Genomic DNA, 24,696 nt, shown 5'->3' with positions numbered 1-24,696 from the left:
GGTTCTTTCTCATTAATTTAAGTTAAGCCAAACGCTCTTTACTTCTGTATAGTTATTTAATGCGTAAGATCCCATTTCACGGCCAAGACCAGATTGTTTAAATCCTCCAAATGGAGATGCTGCATCAAAGACGTTATAACAGTTTACCCATACTGTACCTGCACGTACTTTACTTGCAACATAGTGTGCTGTTTTAACATTTTCTGTCCACACACCAGCCGCTAAGCCGAATTGTGATTTATTTGCACGTTCAATTACTTCATCAATATCGTTAAATGGTATTGCAGAAATAACTGGACCGAAAATTTCTTCTTTTGCGATCGTCATTTCATCATTTACGTCAGCGAATACTGTAGGAGAAACGAAGTAGCCTTGATTGAATGGATTACTTCCTCCACAAAGGACTTCAGCGCCTTCTTCAATCCCTTTTTCAATGTAGCCCATTACACGTTTTTGTTGTTCTTCGGAAACGAGAGGGCCAATTGTTGTTTCAGGGTTAAGACCGACACCTTGATTTAGTTTTTTAGAATAGAGGACGAGATCAGCCATGACATTATCATACATTTTCTTCGGAACAAATAAGCGTGATCCAGCAGAGCATACTTGTCCTTGGTTAAACATAACACCAGAAAGTGCACCAGGAATCGCGCGAGATAAATCAGCATCTGGCAATATGATATTTGGTGATTTACCGCCTAATTCAAGTGTAACGCGTTTTAATGTTTCGGATGCTTGTCGCATAATTTGTTTACCGACAGGAGTAGAACCGGTAAATGCAATTTTATCAACGAGTGGATGATTAACGAGAGCTTGTCCAGCTGATTCACCGAATCCAGGTACGATATTAATAACACCTTTCGGGAATCCAGCTTCTTCAATTAATTCAGCTAAGTATAGAGCAGATAGTGGAGTTTGTTCTGCAGGTTTTAAAACGATTGTACATCCTGTAGCAAGCGCTGCTCCCATTTTCCACATTGCCATAAGAAGCGGGAAGTTCCAAGGGATAATTTGACCAACGACACCAACAGCTTCATGGCGTGTATAGTTAAAGTAATCACCGGAAACAGGAATTGTTTGACCAACGATTTTCGTAGCCCATCCAGCGTAATAGCGCATATGCTCAATTGCAAGTGGTATGTCTGCTGCCATTGTTTCACGGATTGGCTTTCCGTTATCTAATGTTTCGAGCTGTGCAAGCTCTTCTTTATGTTCTTCCATTAAATCAGCTAACTTGTACATGAGACGGCTTCGTTCAGCGGTGCTCATACGAGACCAAGGACCTTCGTCAAAAGCCATACGAGCTGCGACTACAGCTTTATGAATATCTTCGCGACCAGCTTCAGAAACGACGGCAAGTGTTTCACCAGTTGCTGGGTTAGGTGTTTTAAATGTTTTACCGGAAGCGCTTTCAATGAAAGATCCATTCACATATAACTTTTTTGTACCTTGAAGAAATTTCTCTACCTTTTCATGAAGATTTACAGCTAGTTGACTCATTGTATAACCCCCTTGAAAATATAATGTAAACGCAGTATGAGACGGCGCTTATTCCGAAATCAAGGATGTGGAAACTAGATGGAAAGCCTCTAATTAAAATCATAATTAAGAAATACTGAAAATTCAAATTTCATTTGTGTTACAATTGTAAAAAATATGTAATGTAAGAGAATCTTCTATATGATTATAAAAAATCCTGCTTGTTTTTGCTTTCTAGTAGGAAAAACTAGAAGAACAATGGTACAATAATACATCGTGAGAGGAGGGGTAAAAATGAAAGATTATCATGATGATCCACGCTTTCGAATAGCCCATAGAGAAGCGTTAATTGGTCTTGGACTTGCTATTATTAATTTTATAATATGGTACGGATTTGCTTATGGGCTTGGTAGTAAAAATCCGAATGAATATACATATGTATTAGGTTTTCCCGCATGGTTTTTTTATAGCTGTATCGTTGGATTTATCGTTATGGTTATTTTACTTAGTTTAGTTGTTCGTTTTGTATTTCAAGATATTTCACTCGATGAGGAAGAAAAAAGTGAGGAATAATAGATGAATTGGTATGTAATCATTCCAATGATAATTTCGTTTATCGTTGTATTTTTAATTGGTGTATATGCTTCAAGACGTGTGCAAGCAACTGCTCATAATAAATTTTTACAAGAATATTTTCTTGGTGGGCGTGAGCTAGGCGGTTTATTATTAGCGATGACAATGATTGCTACGTACGGTAGTGCAAGTAGCTTTATTGGTGGCCCTGGTATTGCTTACAATATGGGTCTTGGATGGGTACTGTTATCTGCGATTCAAGTTGTAACAGGCTATATCGTTTTAACGGTTATCGGTAAAAAGTTTGCAATTATCGCTAGGAAGATGGAAGCAATTACTCTTATCGATTATTTAAAAGGGAGATACAATAATAAAGCAGTTGTTATACTTTCTGCGTTATGTATTATTATCTTTTTATTTTCAGCGACAGTAGCCCAGTGGGTCGGTGGTGGACGATTAATCGAGTCACTAACTGGTCTATCGTATACAACAGCACTATTTTTATTTACTTTTTCTGTACTTGTGTACGTATTAATTGGTGGATTTCGTGCAGTTGCTCTATCAGATACATTATTAGGAATCATTATGTTAGTTGGAACGACAATCATTTTAATTGCTACTGTCATTGCTGGTGGTGGAATTGAAAAGATTATGCAGGAACTTGTTCAAATTAATCCAAAGTTAATTACACCATTCGGAGCAGATGGCAGTTTAACGAAATCATATGTTACATCATTTTGGATTTTAATTGGAATTGGCGTTGTCGGCTTACCGCAAATTAGCGTGCGTGCCATGTCTTATAAAAATTCAAAAGCGATGCATCAAGCTTTAATAATTGGAACCGTTGTCGTTGGCACAATTATGATCGGTATGCATTTAACTGGTGTATTTGCAAGAGTAGTACTTCCAGGTATAACGGTACCAGATAAAGTAATGCCGCTACTTGCGATGGAAGTGTTACCTCCTTGGTTAGCTGGAGTTTTCTTAGCTGCACCGATGGCAGCGATTATGTCTACAGTAAACTCTTTATTATTACTTGTAAGCTCGTCAATTATTAAAGATATATATGTAAATTACATAAATAAAGATGCAGCAGACAGTACGATAAAAAAAGGAAGTTTGTGGATTACTGGTATTGTAGGACTACTCGTTTATGCAGCGGCGATTAAACCACCAGATTTTTTAATATGGCTAAATTTATTTTCTTTCGGTGGATTAGAAGCAGCATTCATTTGGCCAATCGTATTAGGGTTATATTGGAGGAAAGGAAATGCTACAGGAGCGCTTGCGTCTATTTTAGTTGGGGTAGGCTCATATATGTGTATTCATCTTTTCTATCCAAATCCGTTCGGTATACATACAGTTGTCTTCCCGATTTGTTTTGCGTTTATCGCTTATGTTATTGGAAGTATGAGTGCTGTAAAAAAAACAGTATAGGTTAGCTGAAGAACGTAGTCCTTATAAGACTGCGTTTTTTCGTATGAATTTGTTCTTTTTTTATTCTGTATATCCACGGTTATTCATAAATTAATAACAACTGAGGGGATGGAGTTGAGGTCGATGAAAAAAGTGTTATTTTTAGGAGACCCAGGAATTGATGACTCTTTAGCAATTATGTATGGATTGTTGCATCCTGATATTGATATTGTTGGTGTAGTAACGGGATATGGAAATGTAACACAAGAAAAGGCGACAAGTAATGCCGCATATTTATTGCAAATGGCAGGACGGGAAGATATACCTGTTATTAATGGTGCGAAAATTCCTTTATCCGGAGATATTACGACGTATTATCCAGAAATTCATGGGACAGACGGTTTAGGGCCAATTAAACCTCCAAAAACTTTTTCACCAAATATAAAGCCTTTTTGTACATTTTTTGATCTTCTTGAAAAATATAAAGGAGAATTAATAATAGTCGATGCTGGTAGATCAACAACATTAGCGACAGCATTTATTTTAGAAAAGCCGATGATGAAGTATGTGAAAGAATATTATATAATGGGCGGTGCTTTCTTAATGCCTGGCAATGTAACACCAGTCGCAGAGGCGAATTTTCATGGTGATCCCATTGCGTCACAATTAGTTATGCAAAATGCCAAAAATGTGACATTAGTGCCACTTAACGTTACATCTGAAGCAATTATTACACCGGAAATGGTAAAATATATTACGAAACACTCTAAAACGAGTTTTAATAAGTTAATCGAGCCGATATTTACGTACTATTATAAAGCTTATAGAAAGTTAAATCCGAAAATAAAAGGAAGTCCAGTACATGACGTCGTTACAATGATGGTTGCGGCAAATCCATCCCTTTTAGATTATGTATATCGTCGTGTCGATGTAGATACAGCTGGAATTGCAAAAGGAGAGAGTATTGCTGATTTTCGGCCTCAACCTGATGCAAAAGCATTAAAAAATTGGGTGCGAATTGGTTGGTCGTTACATTATAAAAAGTTTCTTGAGGATTTTGTGAAATTTATGACGTAGACATAATAGGAGCATACAAGTTAAAATAATGGAGATGGTTATGTAAATGACCATCTCCATTATTTTGTTTTTAAATGATAAATAGAGAAGAGTTACACAATAGGAGAGGAATTTTACTTGAAAAAAACTATAGTATGCGCAGTAATTGTGGGTATTTTTGTTTTGCTAATATCGGGTAACTTTTTAGTGAAAAAAGTGTGGAGTTCAAATAATGATGATGCACAGTATATTGCATCTTTTATTGAAGAACATAAAGATGAAAAAAATAGTGCGCTTCTAGTAAAGCGAAATGATAAAGTTGTTTATTCTGTAAACCCAAATGTTGTATTGCCAGTTGCTAGTACGATGAAATTAATTGTGGCGCTTGAATATACGAAACAAGTTACTGAAGGGAAAATTGATTCTTCTAGTTTCGTGTCGATTAATGATGTGAATCGCTATTATGTGCCGAATACAGATGGTGGTGCACAAGATAGATGGCAAAAGTATTTGGAGAAAACGGGCAAGATAACTGAAGGAGCGGTTTCTTTAGAAGAAGTGGCAAAAGGAATGGTTAAGTTTAGTTCGAATGCAAATGCTGAATACTTAATGGAATTGTTAGGATTAGATAACATCAATCGAAATTTACAAAGTTTATCACTTCCTGCACATCAACCACTATTTCCAATCGTTTCATCTTTGTATATCCCGGGATATTTGCATAAAGAATTACATGTTCCAAAATATAAAATAGAGAAAAAGTTAAAAGAAATGTCTCAAGAGCAATATCGTGAATATGCGATGATTATTCATGAACGCTTAAAGAAGAAGGGACCATTATTACAGAAGGAAATTCCGCTTTATTTAGAGGAACGTTACGACAAAATTTGGTCAGATAGATTACCAGCAGCTTCTGCAAATGATTATATGGTATTACTTCAAAAGGCAAACCATAAAGGTGGCTTGACAGAAGCTGAAGAAAAAGTGTGGGCAAATATCGTTGAAACAGACATGAGTGCCAAGAAATACCGTAAAACATTTAGACATGCTGGGCAAAAGAATGGTTATACACCATGGACGGTTACAAAAGCAGTTTACGCTATGGATAAACGTGGAAACTGTACGGAGATTGTGTTTTTGGCGAATAATTTAAATGAAGACGATAGTGCAGAAATACGGAAACATTTAGCAAACTTACATTTCCAAGTGTTGCAAAGTGATAAGTATGATGCGACTTTTATTAAATAAACTCGGTGCAGAGAGCACCGAGTTTATTTTGATGTACAGGCACTTTTTTTCTATCAATGGGTATGATGGGTAGTAATACTTAGGTGAGAGGGGAAAAGGTGATGAAACAGAGTAAGGAAGAGTTTATAAAGAGTGAAGGCGCTGATTTCCCTGGAAAAACATATGTGGATTGTGTATTACAACATGTATTTGATTTTCAACGAAATTACTTATTGAAAGATATGTTTCAAGTGCATAAAGCACATATTACGATGCTGACTGAAGAAAGTTTAATAAAAATAGAAGAAGCTAAAGTTATATTAAACGCACTTAGAAAAGTAGAGCGAATACCAAAAGATAAATTGGTATATACAGAGCAGCATGAAGACCTCTTTTTTTTAATCGAACATTTAATTTCTCAAGAAGCGAAATGCGATTTTGTAAGTAATATGCATATTGGTAGAAGTAGAAATGATATGGGTGTAACGATGTATCGCATGAGTTTAAGGCGGTATATATTACGATTAATGGAACATTATTTGCTATTGCAAGAAAGTGTACTGCAACTTGCTGATGATCATAAGGAAACGATCATGCCAGCTTATACACATACACAACCGGCACAGCCAACAACATTTGGTCATTATACGTTAGCAATTTATGATACGATGCAAAGAGATTTAGAACGAATGAAAAAAACGTACCAGCTTTTAAATCAGTCTCCAATGGGGGCGGCTGCACTCTCTACAACAAGTTTCCCGATTAAACGAGAACGAGTTGCTCATCTACTTGGATTTACAACTGTAATTGAGAACTCATATGATGCTGTTGCCGGAGCGGATTATTTATTAGAAGTTAGCTCGCTACTTATGGTAATGATGACGAATACGAGTAGATGGATTCATGACTTTTTGTTGTTAGCAACGAAAGAATATGACGGTATTACTGTTGCAAAGCCATATGTACAAATTAGTAGTATTATGCCGCAAAAACGAAATCCGGTTTCAATTGAACACGCTCGTGCAATTACGAGCAGTGCTTTAGGAGAAGCATTTACAGTATTTCAAATGATTCATAATACACCATTTGGTGATATTGTCGATACGGAAGATGACTTGCAGCCATATTTATATAAAGGGATTGAAAAGGCAATTCGTGTTTTTTGTATGATGAATGCAGTGATCCGAACGATGAAAGTAGAAGAAGAAACGTTAAAAAGTCGTTCCTATAAACATGCAATAACGATAACGGATTTCGCCGATGTTTTAACAAAAAACTATGAAATTCCATTTCGGCATGCTCATCATGCAGCAAGTGCTATTGCAAATATGTCATTGGAGCAGAAAAAAGAACTACATGAATTACACTTCAAAGAGGTAAATATGTACTTGCAAGAACATGTTAAAATAAATTTATTAGAAAAAGAGTGGAAAGAAATTATATCGCCAGAAGCTTTTATTCAAAAAAGAAATGTATACGGTGGACCGAGTAAAAAAGAAATGAATCGTATGATTAAAAATCGACAAGAGTCATTTCGAAAAGAAGAAGATGTATTTGAAAAGGAAAAACAGAGAATTTTACAAGCTGAAAATGCTTTGAATACATTAGCTTTGAATATTATTGAATCGTAAAAGAGGGATTTAATGAATTAATCGCCAATACTTAATTAAAATATAAATAGAGAGAAGAGATTGTCGATGATTCAATTACATGTATATGAAGAGATTTTTCATTTTAAAGAAGATGTTACACCATTTCTAGAAAAGAATGAGCAGGAAAACAATCTCATATTAGGTGTATTACAAATGGTCCAACAACCAACATTTATGGGGATAGCGAAACAAGGAGAAGAAATTGCGGTTGTATTTCTGCAAACAGAAGAGAAGAAACAAATCATTGTTGCAACTTCTGAAATTTCGGGAGTAGCTATTGAGGAACTTGCAAAAGAGTTAACGAAAGTATATCCGGATATTCCTGGATTGATCGGTAATAAGAAAATTGTACAGAAATTAGCGGAAGAGATTGCGGTATTAGAAAATAAGAAAATGAATGTTGCAATGGAGCAAGGTGTGTATGAGTTGAACAGAGTAAAGAAGAAGTGTAATGCGAATGGACTTTTTCGAGCGGTAAATAATGATGAATTACCATTAATAGAACAGTGGATATATCAATTTTGTGAAGATGTAAAGCTTCCTACTACGAAAGAAGAAGCAAAACAAACTGCATATACATTAATAACTACAAATCGACTGTTTGGTTTGGAAGTGGATGGGAAACTCGTTTCTGTAGCTGCAAAAACGAGACCAACTAAAAATAATATAACAGTTAATTTTGTATATACGCCGAAAGAAGCAAGGAAAAAGGGATACGCATCTAAGTGTGTAGCGGCACTTAGTCAACGTATGTTAGATGAAGGGTACAAGACGACTACGTTATATACTGATTTAGCGAATCCGACATCGAATAAAATTTATCAAGAAATTGGTTATGAGCAAATTGCGGAGTCTGTGCTTATATTTTTAGAGAAGTAGAACAAAAAGGCGTGCTATTTTAGCACGCCTTTTTGTTATTCATCGATTCTAATAACCTCGCCTTGAGGGAAGTCCTCAGTTTCTAGTAAGTTACGAATAGCTTTCGCAACATATTCAGGTGATAATAGTTTTCCTTCTTCTTTTAATGCAATGAAGCGGTCCAAATTTATGAAATCTTCTTTATTTGTTTCGCGAATTTGTGATTGCATATTTGTATCAACAACGCCAGGTGCAAAAGCGACGATTTTTACTGGATATTCTTTTTCCACTTCTTCAGTTGCTACGCACTGTGTAAACATATTTACACCAGCTTTCGTTGTACAATAAGCGCCCCAGCCAAAGTAAGGGTTTTTTCCTGCACCAGATGAAATGTTAATAACGCGTTTATCTACTTTCCAGTCTTTCGTATGTTTCATAAATGTAGATGTAAGAATCATAGGTGCAAGTAAATTAATGTGAACGTTCGTAATGAATTGTTCACTTTCAGCTTTTTCAATTGGCTTCATAGGTGCAACTGTACCCGCATTATTAATTAAATGAATAGAGGATACATTGTCTTTTTTAATAGATGGAATGATCTCTTTAAAGTTAGTTTCTAAGTTATGTACATCTTGAAGATCTAGGGAATGAAAAATGCAATTGCTGTTATATTGCTCTGCAAGTTTTGTAAGCTCTTGATTTTCTCTTCTAGAAATAGAGATGACAGTTGTATTTTTTTCTAATAATTGCGTAGCGATTGCCTCACCTAAACCTTGTGAAGTTCCTGTTATGATAACGTAGCGCATAGTTTTATAAACCCCTCTCATATGTGCGGAATTTTGTTGGACAACGTACATTGTATAGTTTGTCTACATTTTATAGTATAGAGCACTTTTTACTATAATTGAAATGAGATGATTGTGTGCCTTTTATAAATAGGTTTACGACAACAGTACCTGGTGCCGTCACGTTTACTGGGAATACGCTGGGACTTAGCCCTACATCACCTGCACCAGGTAATATTTTTGGTACACTTGCTGTGTTTACGACAGTAAATACAGCATTGCAAGTACCAGGGTTCCCAGCAGGGACAACAGATGAATGGCAATTGAATTCTTCAAGTGCAATTTTAAATCTTCCAGCGGGAAGCAGTGTATTATATGCAGAATTAGTTTGGGCTGGTACTTTCCGGACTGATACGGAAGATGTGTTACCATTTTTAAATGATAACATTACATTTACAACGCCAGCAGGGACGTTTTCTGTTACGCCAGATCCTGCTACCGCGCAGCAAGGTTCAGTAGGAAATCAGTTTTATTATGCTCGCTCTGCCAATGTAACAAATCTTGTTAGTGCAGGTGGAGCAGGCACATATACAACGGGTGCTGTGCCAGCTGCAAGAACTTCAGCCGACCCGACAATCAGTCGTTCAGCTGGATGGACGCTTGAGGTTGTGTATCAAAATGCAAGTTTACCACTTCGAAATTTGTCAGTATATGCAGGTCAAGAAATTATCGATGCTTCATCCCCGCCAGTTGATGCTACAATTTCAGGTTTTGCTACGCCGGCAACAGGAGCTGTTACAGGAAGAGTGCTCGTAACTGCTCAAGAAGGTGATTCTAACATTGTTGGAGATCAACTTCGCTTTGGGCCGAATGCAAATGCTACAGTTGCATTATTCGGACCGAGAAATCCTGCGAATAATTTCTTTCAGTCACAAATTTGTAATGATAGTGGAAATTTAGATACGAGCGGCACGTTTGGAGATTTGAATCAGCCGTTAGGGGTAGCTTTGGCCGTCCGAAGACAAGGGTGGGATATTACGAATGTAGATGCCTCCTCATCTTTAGTAAACAGTCAAACATCAGCAACGGTTCGATTTGTTACAAATGGAGATGGATACGCAGCAGCTGGTTTTGGTGTTCAAATTGATGCAACAGGTCCAATTATTAATCCTGTTAAATCAGTTAATAGAACAGTCGCAGGGGTAGGGGATACCCTCACTTATACGATTACGGTCCCAAATACAGGAACAGGAAGTGCAGAAAACGTTGTATTACGTGATAGTATTCCGAACGGAACGACGTTTGTTGCAGGTAGTGTTACGGTAGGGGGAGTAACACAGCCGAATGCAAACCCTTCTAATGGAATTAATTTAGGTACAATCCCAAATAACACGCAAAGAATTGTTACATTTCAAGTTCGAATAATATCATTCCCGAATCCCAATCCTATTTTAAATCGTGCAATGGTGTCATATCAATTTCGTCCTTTCGTTGGTAGTCCTCCTATTACAAGTACGTCTTCTTCAAACACAGTACAAACGACAGTGAATCAAGCAACTATAAGTATGCAGAAATCTGTAGATTTACAGACGGCAACGCTTAATGATGTATTAACGTACACAGTTAATATCACAAATAATGGAAATGTCACTGCGAGCAATGTTATTTTTGTTGATAGTATCCCTGCTGGAACAACATTTGTCGCAAATAGCGTTACGGTAAATGGAGTAGCGCGTCCAGGAGCGAATCCAGCAAGTAGTATTAATCTAGGAAGTATTAATGCTTCGCAAACGACTGTAGTGCGCTTTCAAGTTCGAGTAACATCGAACCCTCTTGTCAATCCAATTCCAAACCGTGCAAGTGCAACATTTACCTTTACTCCAGTGCCTGGTCAACAACCAGTTTCAGGGCAAGCGACAAGTAATACTGTAGTTACGACAATTAATATAGCTGATATAACAACGAGAAAAACAGTGGATAGAGCTTTTGCAACGGTTAACGATGTTCTTACGTACACGGTAACAATTCAAAATACAGGAAATGTACTTGCAACGAACGTTATTTTTCAAGATCCAATACCAATTGGAACGACATTTATAGCAAATAGTGTGACTGTGGATGGGGTTTCACAACCTGGGGTAAATCCAGCGACTGGGTTTACAGTAGCAAATATATCTCCCGGCGGAAGTAGGACAGTGACTTTTCAAGTACGAGTGACATCAACGCCATCAGGAGGCACAATTGCGAATCGCGGAAATGTAACTGCTAATTTCGTCGTTATTCCAAATCAGCCACCAATAACGATTAATAGACAAACGAATACAGTTGTGACACAAGTTAATACAGGCGGTTTAAATGTAATAAAAGAAGTGAATACAACGCAAGCGGCAGTAGGAGACACTTTAACATACACAATTGCCGTTCAAAATACAGGGAATGTTCCGTTAACAAATGTATTTTTCCAAGACCCTATTTCTTCTGCTGTTTCATTTGTTGCAAATTCTGTAACAATTAATGGAGTACAGCAAAGTGGACTAAATCCGAATACAGGATTCTCTCTTCCGAATATTCCTGCGGCTCAAACGGTTGTAGTCACATTTGACGTAGTAATTGTACAGAATCCAGAAAATGAAGATATTTTAAATCAAGCAAATGTAACAGCAAGCTTTCAAGTGAATCCGAATGAACCACCAGTAACAATCAATGTACCGAGTAATGTTGTGAATACGACAGTACAATCAGGAAACTTTGAAGTTGTGAAAGCAGTCAATACGGATGTTGCAACAGTAGGGGATATTTTAGTATATACAATAGAAGTCATAAATGCAGGTAGTGTACCAGCTACGAATGTATTTTTCCAAGATTCAATTCCCCAAGGGACATTATTTATTGAAAATAGTGTAGTTGTGAATGGTGTTTTACAAGAAGGGGCAGATCCAGAACTTGGATTCCCATTAAATAATTTGCCTACTGGCGCCAGTGTTATTGTTACATTTGAAGTATTAATTGATGAAATTCCCCAAGGAAATAATGTTGTAAATAATGCGAATGTAACTGGAGATTTCCTTGTAAATCCAACAGAGCCGCCGATTACTGTAACAGTACCAAGTAATACTGTTATGACGATCGTGAATTCTTCAGGGTTAAATGTAATGAAAAGTGTAAGTGCTACTGAAGCCGGTGTAGGAGATACGTTAACGTATACAGTTCGTATACAAAATAGTGGAACGGTGACAGCGACAAATGTATCATTCCTTGATCCGATTCCAGTTGGAACCACTTTTGTAGCGAATAGTGTAACAATAAACGGGACGCCTCAACCAGGTTTAAACCCGACAACTGGATTTCCACTTGCTAATATTCCAGTAGGAGGAATGGTGACGGTCACTTTTCAAGTGACAATCACGAGTGTACCACCAAATAGAGTTCTTCCGAATAATGCGAATGTCACTGCTGATTTCCAAGTAAGTCCTCTCCAGCCACCAATTACAATTGTAACGATTAGTAATATTGTTGTGACGCGAGTGAATGTAGGATCACTTAATGTAATGAAGAGTGTAAATACACTACAAGCCGGTGTAGGAGATACGTTAACGTATACGATTCTTATTCAAAATACAGGAACTGTTCCTGCAACGAATATTGTTTTTCAAGATCCAATTCCGTCTGGTACTGCCTTTGTAGCAAATAGTGTGACGATAAATGGAGTCGTACAGCAAGGCGCGGATCCTATGCTAGGTTTCCCGGTACCAAATATTCCGGTCGGGCAAACGGCTACGATTACGTTTCAAGTTACAGTGACGAGTGTTCCGAGCGGTGGAAATATAAGAAACCAATCGAACGTTACTGCAAGTTTTCTTATAAATCCAGCAAACCCTCCAATAACGACTGTTACAAATAGTAATTTTGTAGTGACGCAAGTAAACACAGCACAGTTAAATATACAAAAATCTTCATCTGTACAACAAGCAGCACTTGGAGAAACTTACACGTATTCTGTTGTCATTCGAAATAACGGTACAGTAACAGCAACGAATGTCTCTTTCCTTGATCCAATTGCTTTAGAAACAACTTTTGTAGCAAATAGTGTAACGATAAATGGAACGCCACAACCTGGATTTGACCCAAATGTTGGTTTCCCGCTTCCTAATATTGCAGCTGGAACATCATTGACAGTAACGTTCCAAGTTACGGTAGTTGCACCGTCTACACGTGGAGCGGTATTAAATACAGCATCTGCTACAGCCACTTTCTTATTAAATCCTTTACAGCCACCTGTAACAACAACGAATTCAAGTAATACAACGGTAGTTACAATACCGTTACCTCCTCCTGGTGAAGTAACTGCAACAAAAACAGTTGATGTTGCAACTGGGGCCATTGGGGATGTATTAACGTATACTGTGCTCATTTCAAACGTAGGAATTATCCCTGTTACAGATGTGTTCTTCCAAGATGTCATACCAGAAGGAACGACGTTTGTTGACAATAGTGTAACGATAGGTGGAGTGCAGCAACTTGGTTTAAATCCAGAAATAGGATTTACAGTTACTCCATTATTAATCGCTGGTGGAAGTATTGAGGTCACATTCCAAGTGACGATTACAGAAATTCCAGATAATGAAGTCATATTAAATGATGCAGATGTTACATTTACTTCACAACCAAATCCGCAGGAACCACCGATTACGGAAACGATATTAACAAATTTAGTCGTTACGACAATTAATATAGCCTTTATTTTTCCGTTGAAACTAGTAGATAAAGAAGTAGCGACGGTAGGAGAAATATTAACGTATGATGTATTGATTTTTAATTTCGGAACAGTGCCAGCGACGAATGTTCAATTTATCGATACTACTTCCGCGGGTGTAGCATTTGTACCAGGAAGTGTGAGCATAAACGGGGTACCAGCACCAGGATTAGATCCTTTCATTGGTTTTACAGTTCCAGATATACCTGTCGATGATTTTGTACTTGTCACATATCAGGAAGTGGTTACAAGCATACCAGAAGGTGGAACGATTGTTAATTTTGTAGACGTTACAGCTACATTTGCTGTAAGTGAAACAGAACCGCCTATTACGGAAACAACGACAAGTAATACGACATTAACAGAAATCAATGAGCCTGGTTTGAATGTTTTAAAATCAGTGAGTCAGCCGGTTGTTGCAGTAGGCGATACAATCACATATACAACAGTAGTTCAAAATACAGGAACAGTGCCAGCAACGAATGTTCAATATAGTGATGTATTACCTTCCTCTATAGCATTCGTGCCGAACACTGTAACGATAGACGGTGTGTTACAACCTGGATTCAATCCGAATAATGGATTCCCGCTTCCAGATATAAACCCAGGTGAAAGTGTAGAAGTCATCTTCCAAGTAACCGTTGTTAGTGCGCCATCAAACGGAACAATTGCCAATACGGCAAATGTAACTGGAAGTTTTGTATTAGTACCAGGAGAACCACCAGTTATAGTAACAGAGCCGAGCAATACAACACTTACAACTGTAAATAGAGGGCAATTTAATGTTATTAAACAAGTAAATAGGGTTGCTACTCTCGTTGGAGATATATTAACGTATACGGTTCAAATAACAAATACTGGAACAGTAACAGCTAATGCTGTTCAGTTTGTTGATACCATTTCAGCAGGGGCGTCATTTGTACCAAATAGTGTAACGATAAATGGAGCCTCGCAACCAAACTTAAATCCGATTACTGGATTTGGAGTTGGAGATATCCCAGTTGGTGAAACAGTTATAGTGACGTTTCAAGCGACAGTTACAAACATCCCGTCATCAGGAACAATTACGAACGTTGCAAATATAACAGGAAGCTTTACTTTAGTGCCAGGAGAACCACCAGTTGTAGTAACAGAGCCGAGTAATACGACGATAACTAGAGTGAATAGAGGACGATTCAGCGTTATAAAATCTGTAAATAAAGAAGCGACACGATTAGGAGATACGTTAACGTATAGTGTGCAAGTTACAAATACGGGAACGGTAACAGCAACGAATGTTCAGTTTATCGATGTTCCATCACCTAGTTTAGAATTCGTTCCTGGAAGTGTACAAATAAATGGGATTCCGCAAGTAGGTTTAGATCCATTTGTAGGCTTTGCATTGCCTGATCTTGCAGTAGGGGATAGTGTATTAATTACATTTGAAGTAAATGTAATCGCAGTTCCGCCTTCTAGTAGCATTATGAATACAGCAAGAGTAACGGGTGATTTCGAATTGATTCCAGGAGAACCTCCGTCTACAATTACAAATTCAAGTAATACGACGGTTACGCCGGTAAATAGAGGTAGCTTAGATATGCTAAAAGAAGTAGACCATTCAGTTGTTGGTGTAGGAGAAACGGTAACGTATACTGTTCGTATATTAAATACTGGTACTGCTGATGCAATGAATGTTCAATTTATCGATGTGCTATCTCAGGAAGCTGATTTCGTTCCAAATAGTGTAACGATAAATGGGGTTCCGCAACCGGGGGTAAATCCGCAGATTGGATTTACGATACCTGATATACCAGTTGGTGAGACGGCACTTGTAACATATGAAGCTACGATTACAAGTTTTCCGGATGGTGGTACAGTAGTGAACGTTGCTGGGGCGTTAGCAGAATATATTTTAGTACCAGGGGAGCCGCCAGTTACAGTGATGGATACAAGCAATACAGTTATAGTGACGGTAAATACTGCAATCTTATTTGTTGCAAAAGGAGCAAACTTTGAAGTAGCAATGATAGGGGATGTTGTCACTTACGGAATCGCTGTTATAAATGATAGTACAGTTCCTGTGACCAATATTGTGTTAACAGATATCATTGATCCGAATACGCTATTTATAAATGGTACGGTAACTGTAAATGATGTACCTCTTCCATTTGCTAATCCGAATACTGGTATTCCGTTAGGTGATTTTCAGCCAAATGATGCAGCAATTATTAATTTCCAAGTTGTAATAATAGGAGGGCAAGTAAATAATTTAGTTACAAATACTGCTACAGCGAATGGGCTTGCAACTGTAAATCCGAATGAGCCGCCAGTAGTAGTTGAAGGTGATAGTAATACAGTTGTTATCCCGTTTATTCCTCAAAATGTCTCAACGACAGTCGTAAAAACGGCAGATTTACAGGTAGCAACAATTGGAGATGTCATTACGTTTACGACAGTCATCACAAATACGGGTGATACTGTAATGCAAAATATTCGTTTTCAAGATATGTTAGATAGTAGTGTTCGATTTGTTCCTGGAAGTGTAACGGTTGATAATACGCCAGTGCCGAATGTAAGCCCGGCAGTAGGGTTTCTTATCGGAAGTTTAAATCCTGGTGAAGCAAGGACAGTTTCGTTCCAAGTAGCAGTACAGAGCGCGCCAAATGGTTCAGGAAATTATATAAATCAAGCGAGTATTCGTTTTGAACATCAAGTAGGCACAGTATTGCCACCTGTTACACAAATAGTAGAAAGTAACATAGTTGTCATTCCATTTGTTCCAACGATTGAACAAATTTGCGAAACAAACTTTAATTGCTTAGATAAGATTCCATTTCAATGTTCTCCGTGTAATCATTTGCATGGACATAAAAAATAAAAACAGAAAGAGCATCCTGAAAAATAATTGGATGCTCTTTCTGTTTTAATCATATAGATTCATTTTCGGGCGAGGTGAAAAATTCGTCGATTTTGTCGGAAAGTAGTAATGGAATAGCTCCTTTTATAACAGAAATGTCCCAGTCCCACCATGCAAGATTCTCTAGTTTGTCAATTGTTTCTTGCGGGAAACGATATCGAATAAATTTTGCTGGATTACCAGCCACAATTGCATATGGAGGGACGTCTTTTGTAACAACACTTTTTGCACCAATAATGGCACCGTTACCAATTGTAACACCAGATAAAATGCAGGATTGATAACCAATCCATACATCATTGCCAACTACGATATCACCTTTTGAAGAAGGGTGACCAGTAATATGTGCTCCTTCATCAAAAAGTGCATTAAATGGATAAGTTGTTATCCAGTCTGCGCGATGTTCACCGCCAAGTATGAAAACGACTTCTTCTGCTAATGAACAAAACTTACCTATTTTCAATTTTGTTTCATCGTTCCAAGAAAAAATGGTTGGCCCTACTTTACTATAAGTATAATCACCAATATCATATTTATTATATTCAGGTTTTTGATTTAAATATAACATGCTTCTTCAGCCTCCTTTCTCAATTAAGTGATACGTATGGAATATTATATGCAAGATGTAGTAATGTGAACTGTATTAATAGGTGAAATGAACAAAAGGGAGTGGGATGTATGCGATACGAAATGGGTTTATATAATAAACCGTTTCAGTCAATTCGATCAGGGAAAAAAGTATATGAAGTACGCCTATACGATAAAAAACGTCAACTAATAAACAAAGACGATGAAATCGTATTTACGAATCTTAAGACAACAGAAATGATGACGGTAAAAGTAACGGAAATAAAGCGATACGAGAGCTTTAAAGCTATATATGAACAAATCGATAAAAAATTATTGGATTGTGAAAATGATAGTTTAGAGGAAATGTTAGAAAGTACATACAAAATATATACGAAAGAACAAGAAAAAGAGTGGGGAACAGTTGCGATTCGTATTGAGGTAATAAAATGATAAGAAATCGCGGAGCCGCTATCATTGTACAGGAAGGAAAAATCGCTCTTATAAAACGTATTCGAGAAGAGGAAAGATATTATGTTTTTCCTGGCGGAGGGATTGAGGAAGGTGAAACGCCTGAAGAGGCAACGAAAAGAGAGGTATACGAAGAATTAGGGGTACATATACAAGTGGAGCACCTTATTGCAAAGGTAAAATATAAAGGAAATGAATATTATTATGCTGCCTATATTACAGGCGGAGTGTTCGGAAGCGGAACAGCTGAGGAATTTCAGCTGGAAGGTAGGGGAAATTATATTCCGTTATGGCTACCGATAAACGAGTTGGAAAAGTGAATATAAAACCTTATGAAGTGGTCAGAAATATATTTAATCATTATAAAATATAACGTCTGACAACATACAAAAAAAACCATTGACATAGTCTTCTGATTTAAGTATTGTATTCGAGTATGTTTATAATCAGGAGGTTTATATGAGCAATCAAACTACTACACATCATGTGAAAATGACAACAGCGGATCCATCTGGAATTGGTCTATTTGGATTAGCGATGGTAACACTTGTAGCATCATCTCAAAAGTTAGGCTTAACAGATGGCGTTTCACTTGTATTACCGTGGGCAATCTTTTTAGGAGGATTTGCACAAATCTTTGCTTGCATTCATGATGCAAAGCATAACAATACATTCGGTACAACAGCATTCGGTGCGTACGGTCTATTTTGGCTAGGTGTTGGAATGACTTGGTTAATTCAACTTGGAGTATTTGGCGAAAAATTAGCACAAGCTGCAGATTCAAAACAGCTTGGTGTAGCCTTTATCGGATATTTGATTTTCACAATCTTTATGACAATTGGTGCAATGGAAACACATAAAGTATTATTTATGATTTTCGTCCTTATTGATTTCTTATTTATCGGTCTTTCATTAAGTACTTTAGGTGTTATGCCGCATGCAATGCATAATTTAGCAGCATATTCTGAACTTCTTATTTCATTATTATCTTTCTACGGTTCAGCTGCAGCAGTGTTAAATACACACTTCGGAAAAGTTGTTTTACCAGTAGGAAAGCCTTTTGGTATTTTTAAAAAATAATAAAAAAGCACAGATGATTGTATAGTCATCTGTGCTTTTTTATTTATTCCGCTCTTTGTGGGTTGTCTGAAAAAGCCTGATTGGTGAGGACTCATTAAACTTTCACTTTATCCCGCTATTTGCCGGGCAGTAAGCCCCCCGCCTCAAAATTCAGCGGAAACAAAGAAGTTAGGTGGGGGATGAATACCCTCACTGATTAAAGTTTCACCTTATTTGAAATAAGTAATGTGAAATGTAAATAAAAGTAGAAAAAATCAATTGAAATTGATTATCATTATTAATATAATGAGAATGAGAATCATTTATTGTTAGAGGGGGATGCCAAAGTGGCAAAAATTTTAATAGCTTATGCAAGTATGTCAGGAAATACAGAGAGTATTGCTGATTTAATTAAAGTTAGTTTAGATGCTTTTGATCATGAAGTAGTATTGCAAGAAATGGAAGGCATGGACGCTGAAGAATTATTAGCTTATGATGGAATCATTTTAGGATCTTATACGTGGGGCGATGGTGAATTACCATTTGAAGCGGAAGATTTTCATGATGACTTAGAAAATATAGATTTAGCTGGGAAAAAGGTAGCGGTATTCGGATCGGGTGATACAGCGTATGAACTGTTTTGTGAAGCGGTAACGATATTTGAAGAACGTCTTGTGGAACGCGGTGCAGAGCTTGTACAAGAAGGGCTGAAAATTGAATTAGCTCCAGAAGATGAAGAGGATGTTGAAAAATGCAGTAATTTTGCAATTGCATTTGCTGAGAAGTTCTAAGAATGGGAGTGTCAACGTGGAGACAATGTTAAGTGCAACTGCTATTACAAAGTTAAGAGATGGAAAACTGCTGTTAGCTACTACATATAATGGCTTATTTGTTGAACAAGACGGAGAATGGAAACGAATTTTAAATGGTTTTCAAAAACGAATTAGGGATTTACATAGCGAAGATAATGTAGTTTATGGTGTAGGTGACGAAGGGATTTTTATTCGCAGTATGAATGGTGGAGAGAACTGGACAATTCAGCGTTTTCCAACAAAAGCAACGAGTTGGAATGTATGTAGCAATGTACAAGGAACTGTTGTTGCTCATGGAGAAAAAACGCTGTATCTTTCTAATAATTTCGGTTTGACATGGGAAACTATTCATCCGTTTCTTGAGTATGGCAGTGCGGCACCGTCTATTCGATCATTATTTTTATATAAACATTACTTATTTATTGGTACGAAAATACATGCTAAATATGGTGGTGTTTGGCTCTTTGATTTGAAGACACGTAAATTAAAGAGGATTAAAATTGCGATGAATCAAATGATCTCCGCGTTGACTTTACACAATTCTTATTTAGTAGCGGCAAGTGGATCGTGCAAGGGAGTTAGCGGAAATATTTCTTATTGTAAAATAGATGAAAGTATTGCAAGTGAAAAAATATATTGGCATACATGTCAAAGTGAGCAGAAAGCAAGTAGTTATTTAGACTTAAGTGTAGATCAACATGTTTTATATACAACTTCAACGCAAAATAAGGCGGGGATTAGTAGTGTGTGCCGTGTGCTTCTTGAAGAAGGTATTGTTACAGTATGTGATTCAGTTAAAGGGCACGGATGGCGCATTGTTAATCAAAAAGATGGTTATGTAGTAGCCGGATCAGGTGAATTAAAAGCAATGCAGTGGGAACAAAAAATAATTTAAGAAAAAAACTTTACTTTTATTATATTGATATGATATAGTATATTTAAACCATTTTACTTTTAATAATATAGAGATTTAAATGAGCTGTAACTTCCGAGGAGGATAGCAATGTTAAATCTCCTCAGGGGTTGCAGTTTTTTAATATCTGGCTTATTATTGTAAGGTGGTTGAAAATGAATATGTACATATAGGTACATTGTAGGAGGATTTTTTTCATGCAAAACGGTAAAGTAAAATGGTTTAACTCAGAAAAAGGTTTCGGTTTCATCGAAGTTGAAGGCGGAGAAGACGTATTCGTTCATTTCTCAGCTATCCAAGGCGAAGGCTTCAAAACTTTAGAAGAAGGTCAAGAAGTTACTTTCGAAGTAGAACAAGGTAACCGTGGACCTCAAGCTACTAACGTAAACAAGAAGTAATTTTTGAAAAAAGAAGGGCTCGCCCTTCTTTTTTTTGCATTTTTATAGATGTCCTCCTACTTACATATCATAACAAGACTGAATTTTCATTTATTTATTCGGAGTATTTTTGTATAAAGTACATGAATAAATAAATACTGAAAATAAAGTGTTTGTGTGAAAAGGAATTTAGAAAGAGGTAAATAAATTGAAAAACGCTACACATTTCATTGTGTTTGATATTGAAAGGAATTTCAGACCGTATAAATCAGAAGATCCATCAGAAATAGTTGATATCGGAGCTGTAAAAATAGAAATAGGTACAATGAAGATAATTGAAGAATTTTCGGAGTTAGTAAAACCAAGTGCACGATTAACTCGTCATACAACAAAATTAACCGGTATTACGAAAAAAGATTTAATGGGTGTAGAAAAATTCCCTCAAATTATAGAGAAATTTATTCAGTTCATCGGCGAAGGTTCTATATTTGTTTCATGGGGAAAAGAAGATTATCGCTTTCTATCTCATGATTGTACATTATATGGTGTTGAATGCCCAAGTATAGAAAAAGAAAATAGAATTGATTTGCAAAAATTTGTTTTCCAAGCATATGAGGAATTGTTTGAACATACGCCAAGTTTACACTTTGCGGTAGAACAGCTCGCTTTAACGTGGGAAGGAAAACAGCACCGTGCTTTAGCAGATGCTGAAAATACAGCAAATATACTTCTTAAAGTATATAGCGAGAGAGATATTAATAAGCGATACAAAAGACATGGTGAACTTGAACTTGTAAAAAACGGAAAACTAACAGAAAAAGCGAAAAAAAAGATGCGAAAATGGGTATTTAAAGAACTAAAGAAAAATACAGAACGCCCTTTTGAATGGAGTACATTTGAAAGTAGTGACACGTGGGAAAGTATAACGGAAAGATATTATATAAGTGAAAATACAGTAGAACTCCTGAAAAAACATTTTCGTACAGCAGTGAGAAAAGCGGAACGGCAGATTAGGTATTTGGCTGAGATGGAGGAGAATACAGAGGTTAAATGAATTTCTCCTCCGCCTCTAACTACATACATGTAATAACAGCGTATTGATATTAAATAGGCATCAACTTGTTGTTGTGATTGTGCATTATAATTGCTTTGGGAGTGTTAAGACGTAATAAGAGCTTTAAACCGTATTAATAATATATATATATATATAAAGAAAAGAGTGTAGTTTAATGGAAACAATCTTTAACATTTTAACTGTTTTAGTTTTTGGGATAATATTTACCACACAATTAGCATTAACTACACTTTCTTTCATAGTAAAGAAGAATTGGAAAAAACTTAATATCTCTTTAAGTTGTGGTGTATTAAAGTTTAAAATAGAAGAGTAAGATTGAGCTTTGTACAAGGGAGGTGTGATAGTGGTAGACTTGGATATTAAAGATGTCACAGTAAAGATGGAATTAAACGGTGTCTTTTGGAATGAGGATCGGATTGCTGAAATGAAGGTGACTACAAAAGAAGAGCATTCTGTTATTCTTCGTCTAGTAGTTGATTTAGAAAGTAAAACTATTAGGGCGACGAGTGCGGAAATAGTGAATGGATTCTGCCCTCTGTGCAAACAGAAAAGGGACGAATGTAGTGAACTTAATGACTTGCAAAACAAAATGGAAATTTTAGAAGAAGCCTACGATTGGGTGAGAGAACATCCGGAATATCGTTTTCAATTATCTTTTTACGAGTACAATAAATTTGAGGTAGTAAAGTGAAATTTGCATCTTAACAACTTATAGAAGGACTTGGTCAAATAGAAATATTGAAGTAGATATTTCTAATGGAAATAAGCTTGTATAACAAGGAAGGGATGTATTTGATTCTGCAACAAATGTCATCTTGCATCAAAAAAATTTGAAAATAAACATGTTTTATTATAAAGCAGAAAAATTGATTCTTAGTAGAATCGGTTTTTAATATAAACAAAAGAGCGCTTATTATAAGCGCCCAGTAACAACAGTTATATGGAAGTATTTATCCCGTAAAAGCCCGATTGGTGAGGGTTAATAATTAGTGGGGGATGAACAAAACCCCACTGATTAAAGTTTCATTTTATTCAATACCGCTCGGATCAAACGAATACTGCTGCTTATTCTCAATCCGCTCAATCACATCCTGCAGCTCATCTGGCTTCAGAAACTCAATCGGAGAGAAGCCTTTTTCAAACGTAAGTGTGTCTGCTTCAATCATAAGTACATATCGGTCATTTACCTTCGCAATATGTATTTGATCCCCGAAATCAGCAAGCAAAGCCTTCACAGAGATATGATCGGCTTTTAGTTTTAATTCCACTTCAGGAGCATGCTCGACGATTTGAGCGGTAGCTTCCATTACTTCTTCGGTTGAAAATTGTTCCATAATTTCCCGCTTCGGACTAGCAGCCCATACTTCCATCGCTTGGTCGAATTGTTCGCGTTCTTCCGTACCTTCTTCAAATACATCTTCAATTTGGTCGTATACCATGTCCATTACTTGTGTTTTCATAATTTCAGGCATAGAGCGTTCATATTCGACGAATTTTAAGAAGTCTTCAAAGTAGCGGGCATGTGATGCTTGGTGTATTTTTAGTTCGCCTACTTCAACCATACCTTCTTCAGGCATGTACGGATATTGGATAGATTTCATATTCTTTGTTGTGATGGCCATTTCAACGTTACGAATCAGTGTGGATTCATCAGAAATAGAAGCAACCTTTGGTTCGAAGTCGCATTTCATTACGAATACGAATGGGTCATCAAAGTATTTGCGTAGTTTTGCCTGAGCAATTAAAAATACACCACCGCGTACAGCGCTTGTGTCAAGATATGTATAAACGAGAGGTTCGCTCATATCTTTAAAATTGTCCTTTGTTTCTGCAAAGCGAATACGATTAAAAAGGTTGTAATGAGGGTTTGAATCAAGTTCGTGCCCTTCTTCTACAATAAAGCGACCAATTTTTGTTGGGGCTTGTTCTGTTTTTGCATGACGTTCTACTTTTCGCTTCGATATTTTTAATAACTCACCATTCAAAAATTCTTTTAAGGAACTATCTTCATATTCTTCAGCGTCTAAAGTTTGAAAATGTTTGTAGCGTTTATCAACTGCTTCACCTTTTCCTTCTACTTGTACAACATAAAAGGAAAGATAATTTATTTCAAAATCCATATTTATCACCTTGTTTCATTTCATTAACTCTTATCAGTATAGAGATGGAAAAAACTTTCGTCAATTTATATAAGGAAGGGGAAGCCCCTTCCTTTATATAATCTTTATTTTCTCGATTAAAATCCGTCTTCTAATGCTGCGAATGGAATGTTTAGTCTGTTTTCTACTGTGCGTAAACGTTGGTTTAAGCGGTTTAGTCTACGTGTATGGCGCTCAACTGTATTTTCTAGTTGACGAACTCTTTGTTCAAGCTCATTTACGCGTCTTTCTAATTGACGATTTCCAGTGCCAGGAAAAGAGATTGGAAGTTGGAATTGTCTATTTTGGTCATATGGATTCGTGTGCTCTGCTTGATCTATATAAGATTGATATTGTGTTTGTAAGTCATACTGTGGTTGTTGGTACGCATATTGATTATATGGATCATATGGATTGTAGGGATACATAATAACATCCTCCATTTCTTTAAAATAGGTTGAATTCACCATAATGTATGTGCAAAAGCGGAGTGGTGGCACGGCAAATACCTATTTATGTTGACGGGATTTCTCTTTATCCCGCTATTTGCTGGGCAATAAGACCCCCATGTCAAAATTCAGCAGAAACAAAG

General features: G+C 36.7%; 19 protein-coding genes and 1 pseudogene. 15 read left to right on the top strand and 5 right to left on the bottom strand.

Annotated elements, in window-relative coordinates; genetic code table 11:
* Positions 1-12: 12 nt before the first annotated feature.
* The gene (gene dhaS / locus GD442_RS16845) at positions 13-1,497 is read right to left on the bottom strand and encodes an aldehyde dehydrogenase DhaS (RefSeq protein WP_000080282.1); all 1,485 of its coding nucleotides are present in this window, start codon (positions 1,495-1,497) and stop codon (positions 13-15) included.
* 273 nt (positions 1,498-1,770) lie between these two features.
* On the opposite strand from dhaS, the gene GD442_RS16840 reads away from it, so the two are divergent.
* The 6 genes from GD442_RS16840 to GD442_RS16815 all read left to right on the top strand — a co-directional run bounded on the left by GD442_RS16840 (position 1,771) and on the right by GD442_RS16815 (position 8,279).
* Complete coding sequence (locus GD442_RS16840; RefSeq protein ID WP_000656239.1) at positions 1,771-2,049, top strand: YhdT family protein; 279 nt, start codon at positions 1,771-1,773, stop codon at positions 2,047-2,049.
* 3 nt (positions 2,050-2,052) lie between these two features.
* Entirely contained in the window at positions 2,053-3,486 is a 1,434-nt protein-coding gene (panF, locus tag GD442_RS16835) for a sodium/pantothenate symporter (RefSeq protein ID WP_001104820.1), read from the top strand.
* 123 nt (positions 3,487-3,609) lie between these two features.
* Positions 3,610-4,542 (top strand): nucleoside hydrolase, encoded by a 933-nt coding sequence (locus GD442_RS16830; protein ID WP_000756458.1) that lies wholly within the window; start codon positions 3,610-3,612, stop codon positions 4,540-4,542.
* Positions 4,543-4,659: 117 nt separating this feature from the next.
* Complete coding sequence (locus tag GD442_RS16825; RefSeq protein WP_000751366.1) at positions 4,660-5,769, top strand: serine hydrolase; 1,110 nt, start codon at positions 4,660-4,662, stop codon at positions 5,767-5,769.
* Between the two features lie 101 nt (positions 5,770-5,870).
* A complete protein-coding gene (gene argH, locus GD442_RS16820; RefSeq protein WP_000813970.1) occupies positions 5,871-7,379 on the top strand; it encodes an argininosuccinate lyase in 1,509 nt (502 codons plus the stop codon).
* A gap of 66 nt (positions 7,380-7,445) precedes the next feature.
* Complete coding sequence (locus tag GD442_RS16815) at positions 7,446-8,279, top strand: GNAT family N-acetyltransferase (protein ID WP_000615384.1); 834 nt, start codon at positions 7,446-7,448, stop codon at positions 8,277-8,279.
* A gap of 35 nt (positions 8,280-8,314) precedes the next feature.
* On the opposite strand, the gene GD442_RS16810 is transcribed toward GD442_RS16815, so the two are convergent.
* Positions 8,315-9,064, bottom strand: coding sequence for a (S)-benzoin forming benzil reductase (locus tag GD442_RS16810; protein ID WP_086407698.1), 750 nt, complete (start codon positions 9,062-9,064; stop codon positions 8,315-8,317).
* A gap of 116 nt (positions 9,065-9,180) precedes the next feature.
* On the opposite strand from GD442_RS16810, the gene GD442_RS16805 reads away from it, so the two are divergent.
* Positions 9,181-16,653, top strand: a complete 7,473-nt coding sequence (locus tag GD442_RS16805) for a DUF7507 domain-containing protein (protein ID WP_001115933.1) — start codon at positions 9,181-9,183, stop codon at positions 16,651-16,653.
* Between the two features lie 49 nt (positions 16,654-16,702).
* On the opposite strand, the gene GD442_RS16800 is transcribed toward GD442_RS16805, so the two are convergent.
* Positions 16,703-17,260 carry a CatB-related O-acetyltransferase gene (locus tag GD442_RS16800; RefSeq protein ID WP_000966303.1) on the bottom strand — a complete coding sequence of 186 codons (558 nt, stop codon included), beginning with the start codon at positions 17,258-17,260 and terminating at the stop codon, positions 16,703-16,705.
* Positions 17,261-17,370: 110 nt separating this feature from the next.
* On the opposite strand from GD442_RS16800, the gene GD442_RS16795 reads away from it, so the two are divergent.
* The 8 genes and pseudogenes from GD442_RS16795 to GD442_RS16760 all read left to right on the top strand — a co-directional run bounded on the left by GD442_RS16795 (position 17,371) and on the right by GD442_RS16760 (position 22,657).
* Positions 17,371-17,712 (top strand): ASCH domain-containing protein, encoded by a 342-nt coding sequence (locus GD442_RS16795; RefSeq protein WP_001268367.1) that lies wholly within the window; start codon positions 17,371-17,373, stop codon positions 17,710-17,712.
* Positions 17,709-18,103: pseudogene (locus GD442_RS16790) on the top strand (NUDIX hydrolase). The gene GD442_RS16795 and the pseudogene GD442_RS16790 overlap by 4 nt, the downstream one beginning before the upstream one ends.
* An 86-nt stretch (positions 18,104-18,189) precedes the next feature.
* Positions 18,190-18,810 carry an acetate uptake transporter gene (locus GD442_RS16785; protein ID WP_000070938.1) on the top strand — a complete coding sequence of 207 codons (621 nt, stop codon included), beginning with the start codon at positions 18,190-18,192 and terminating at the stop codon, positions 18,808-18,810.
* A 326-nt stretch (positions 18,811-19,136) separates the two neighbouring features.
* Complete coding sequence (locus GD442_RS16780) at positions 19,137-19,580, top strand: flavodoxin (protein ID WP_001062752.1); 444 nt, start codon at positions 19,137-19,139, stop codon at positions 19,578-19,580.
* Between the two features lie 16 nt (positions 19,581-19,596).
* Positions 19,597-20,496, top strand: coding sequence for a WD40/YVTN/BNR-like repeat-containing protein (locus tag GD442_RS16775; protein ID WP_000449496.1), 900 nt, complete (start codon positions 19,597-19,599; stop codon positions 20,494-20,496).
* Positions 20,497-20,711: 215 nt separating this feature from the next.
* On the top strand, positions 20,712-20,912 hold the full coding sequence (gene cspB / locus GD442_RS16770; RefSeq protein ID WP_001179150.1) for a cold shock-like protein CspB: 201 nt from the start codon (positions 20,712-20,714) through the stop codon (positions 20,910-20,912).
* A gap of 187 nt (positions 20,913-21,099) precedes the next feature.
* Positions 21,100-21,945, top strand: a complete 846-nt coding sequence (locus GD442_RS16765) for an exonuclease (RefSeq protein WP_000786414.1) — start codon at positions 21,100-21,102, stop codon at positions 21,943-21,945.
* A 364-nt stretch (positions 21,946-22,309) separates the two neighbouring features.
* Positions 22,310-22,657: a hypothetical protein gene (locus GD442_RS16760; protein ID WP_000227983.1), complete on the top strand. Its 348-nt coding sequence runs from the start codon at positions 22,310-22,312 to the stop codon at positions 22,655-22,657.
* A 337-nt stretch (positions 22,658-22,994) separates the two neighbouring features.
* On the opposite strand, the gene GD442_RS16755 is transcribed toward GD442_RS16760, so the two are convergent.
* A complete protein-coding gene (locus GD442_RS16755; protein ID WP_000345034.1) occupies positions 22,995-24,086 on the bottom strand; it encodes a DUF3900 domain-containing protein in 1,092 nt (363 codons plus the stop codon).
* A gap of 116 nt (positions 24,087-24,202) precedes the next feature.
* On the bottom strand, positions 24,203-24,532 hold the full coding sequence (locus tag GD442_RS16750; RefSeq protein WP_000283715.1) for a hypothetical protein: 330 nt from the start codon (positions 24,530-24,532) through the stop codon (positions 24,203-24,205).
* Positions 24,533-24,696: the final 164 nt, after the last annotated feature.

It is taken from the genome of Bacillus sp. A260, from assembly GCF_009861435.1.
Lineage (GTDB): Bacteria > Bacillota > Bacilli > Bacillales > Bacillaceae_G > Bacillus_A > Bacillus_A cereus.
This window is presented reverse-complemented; position numbering and strand designations above follow the sequence as displayed.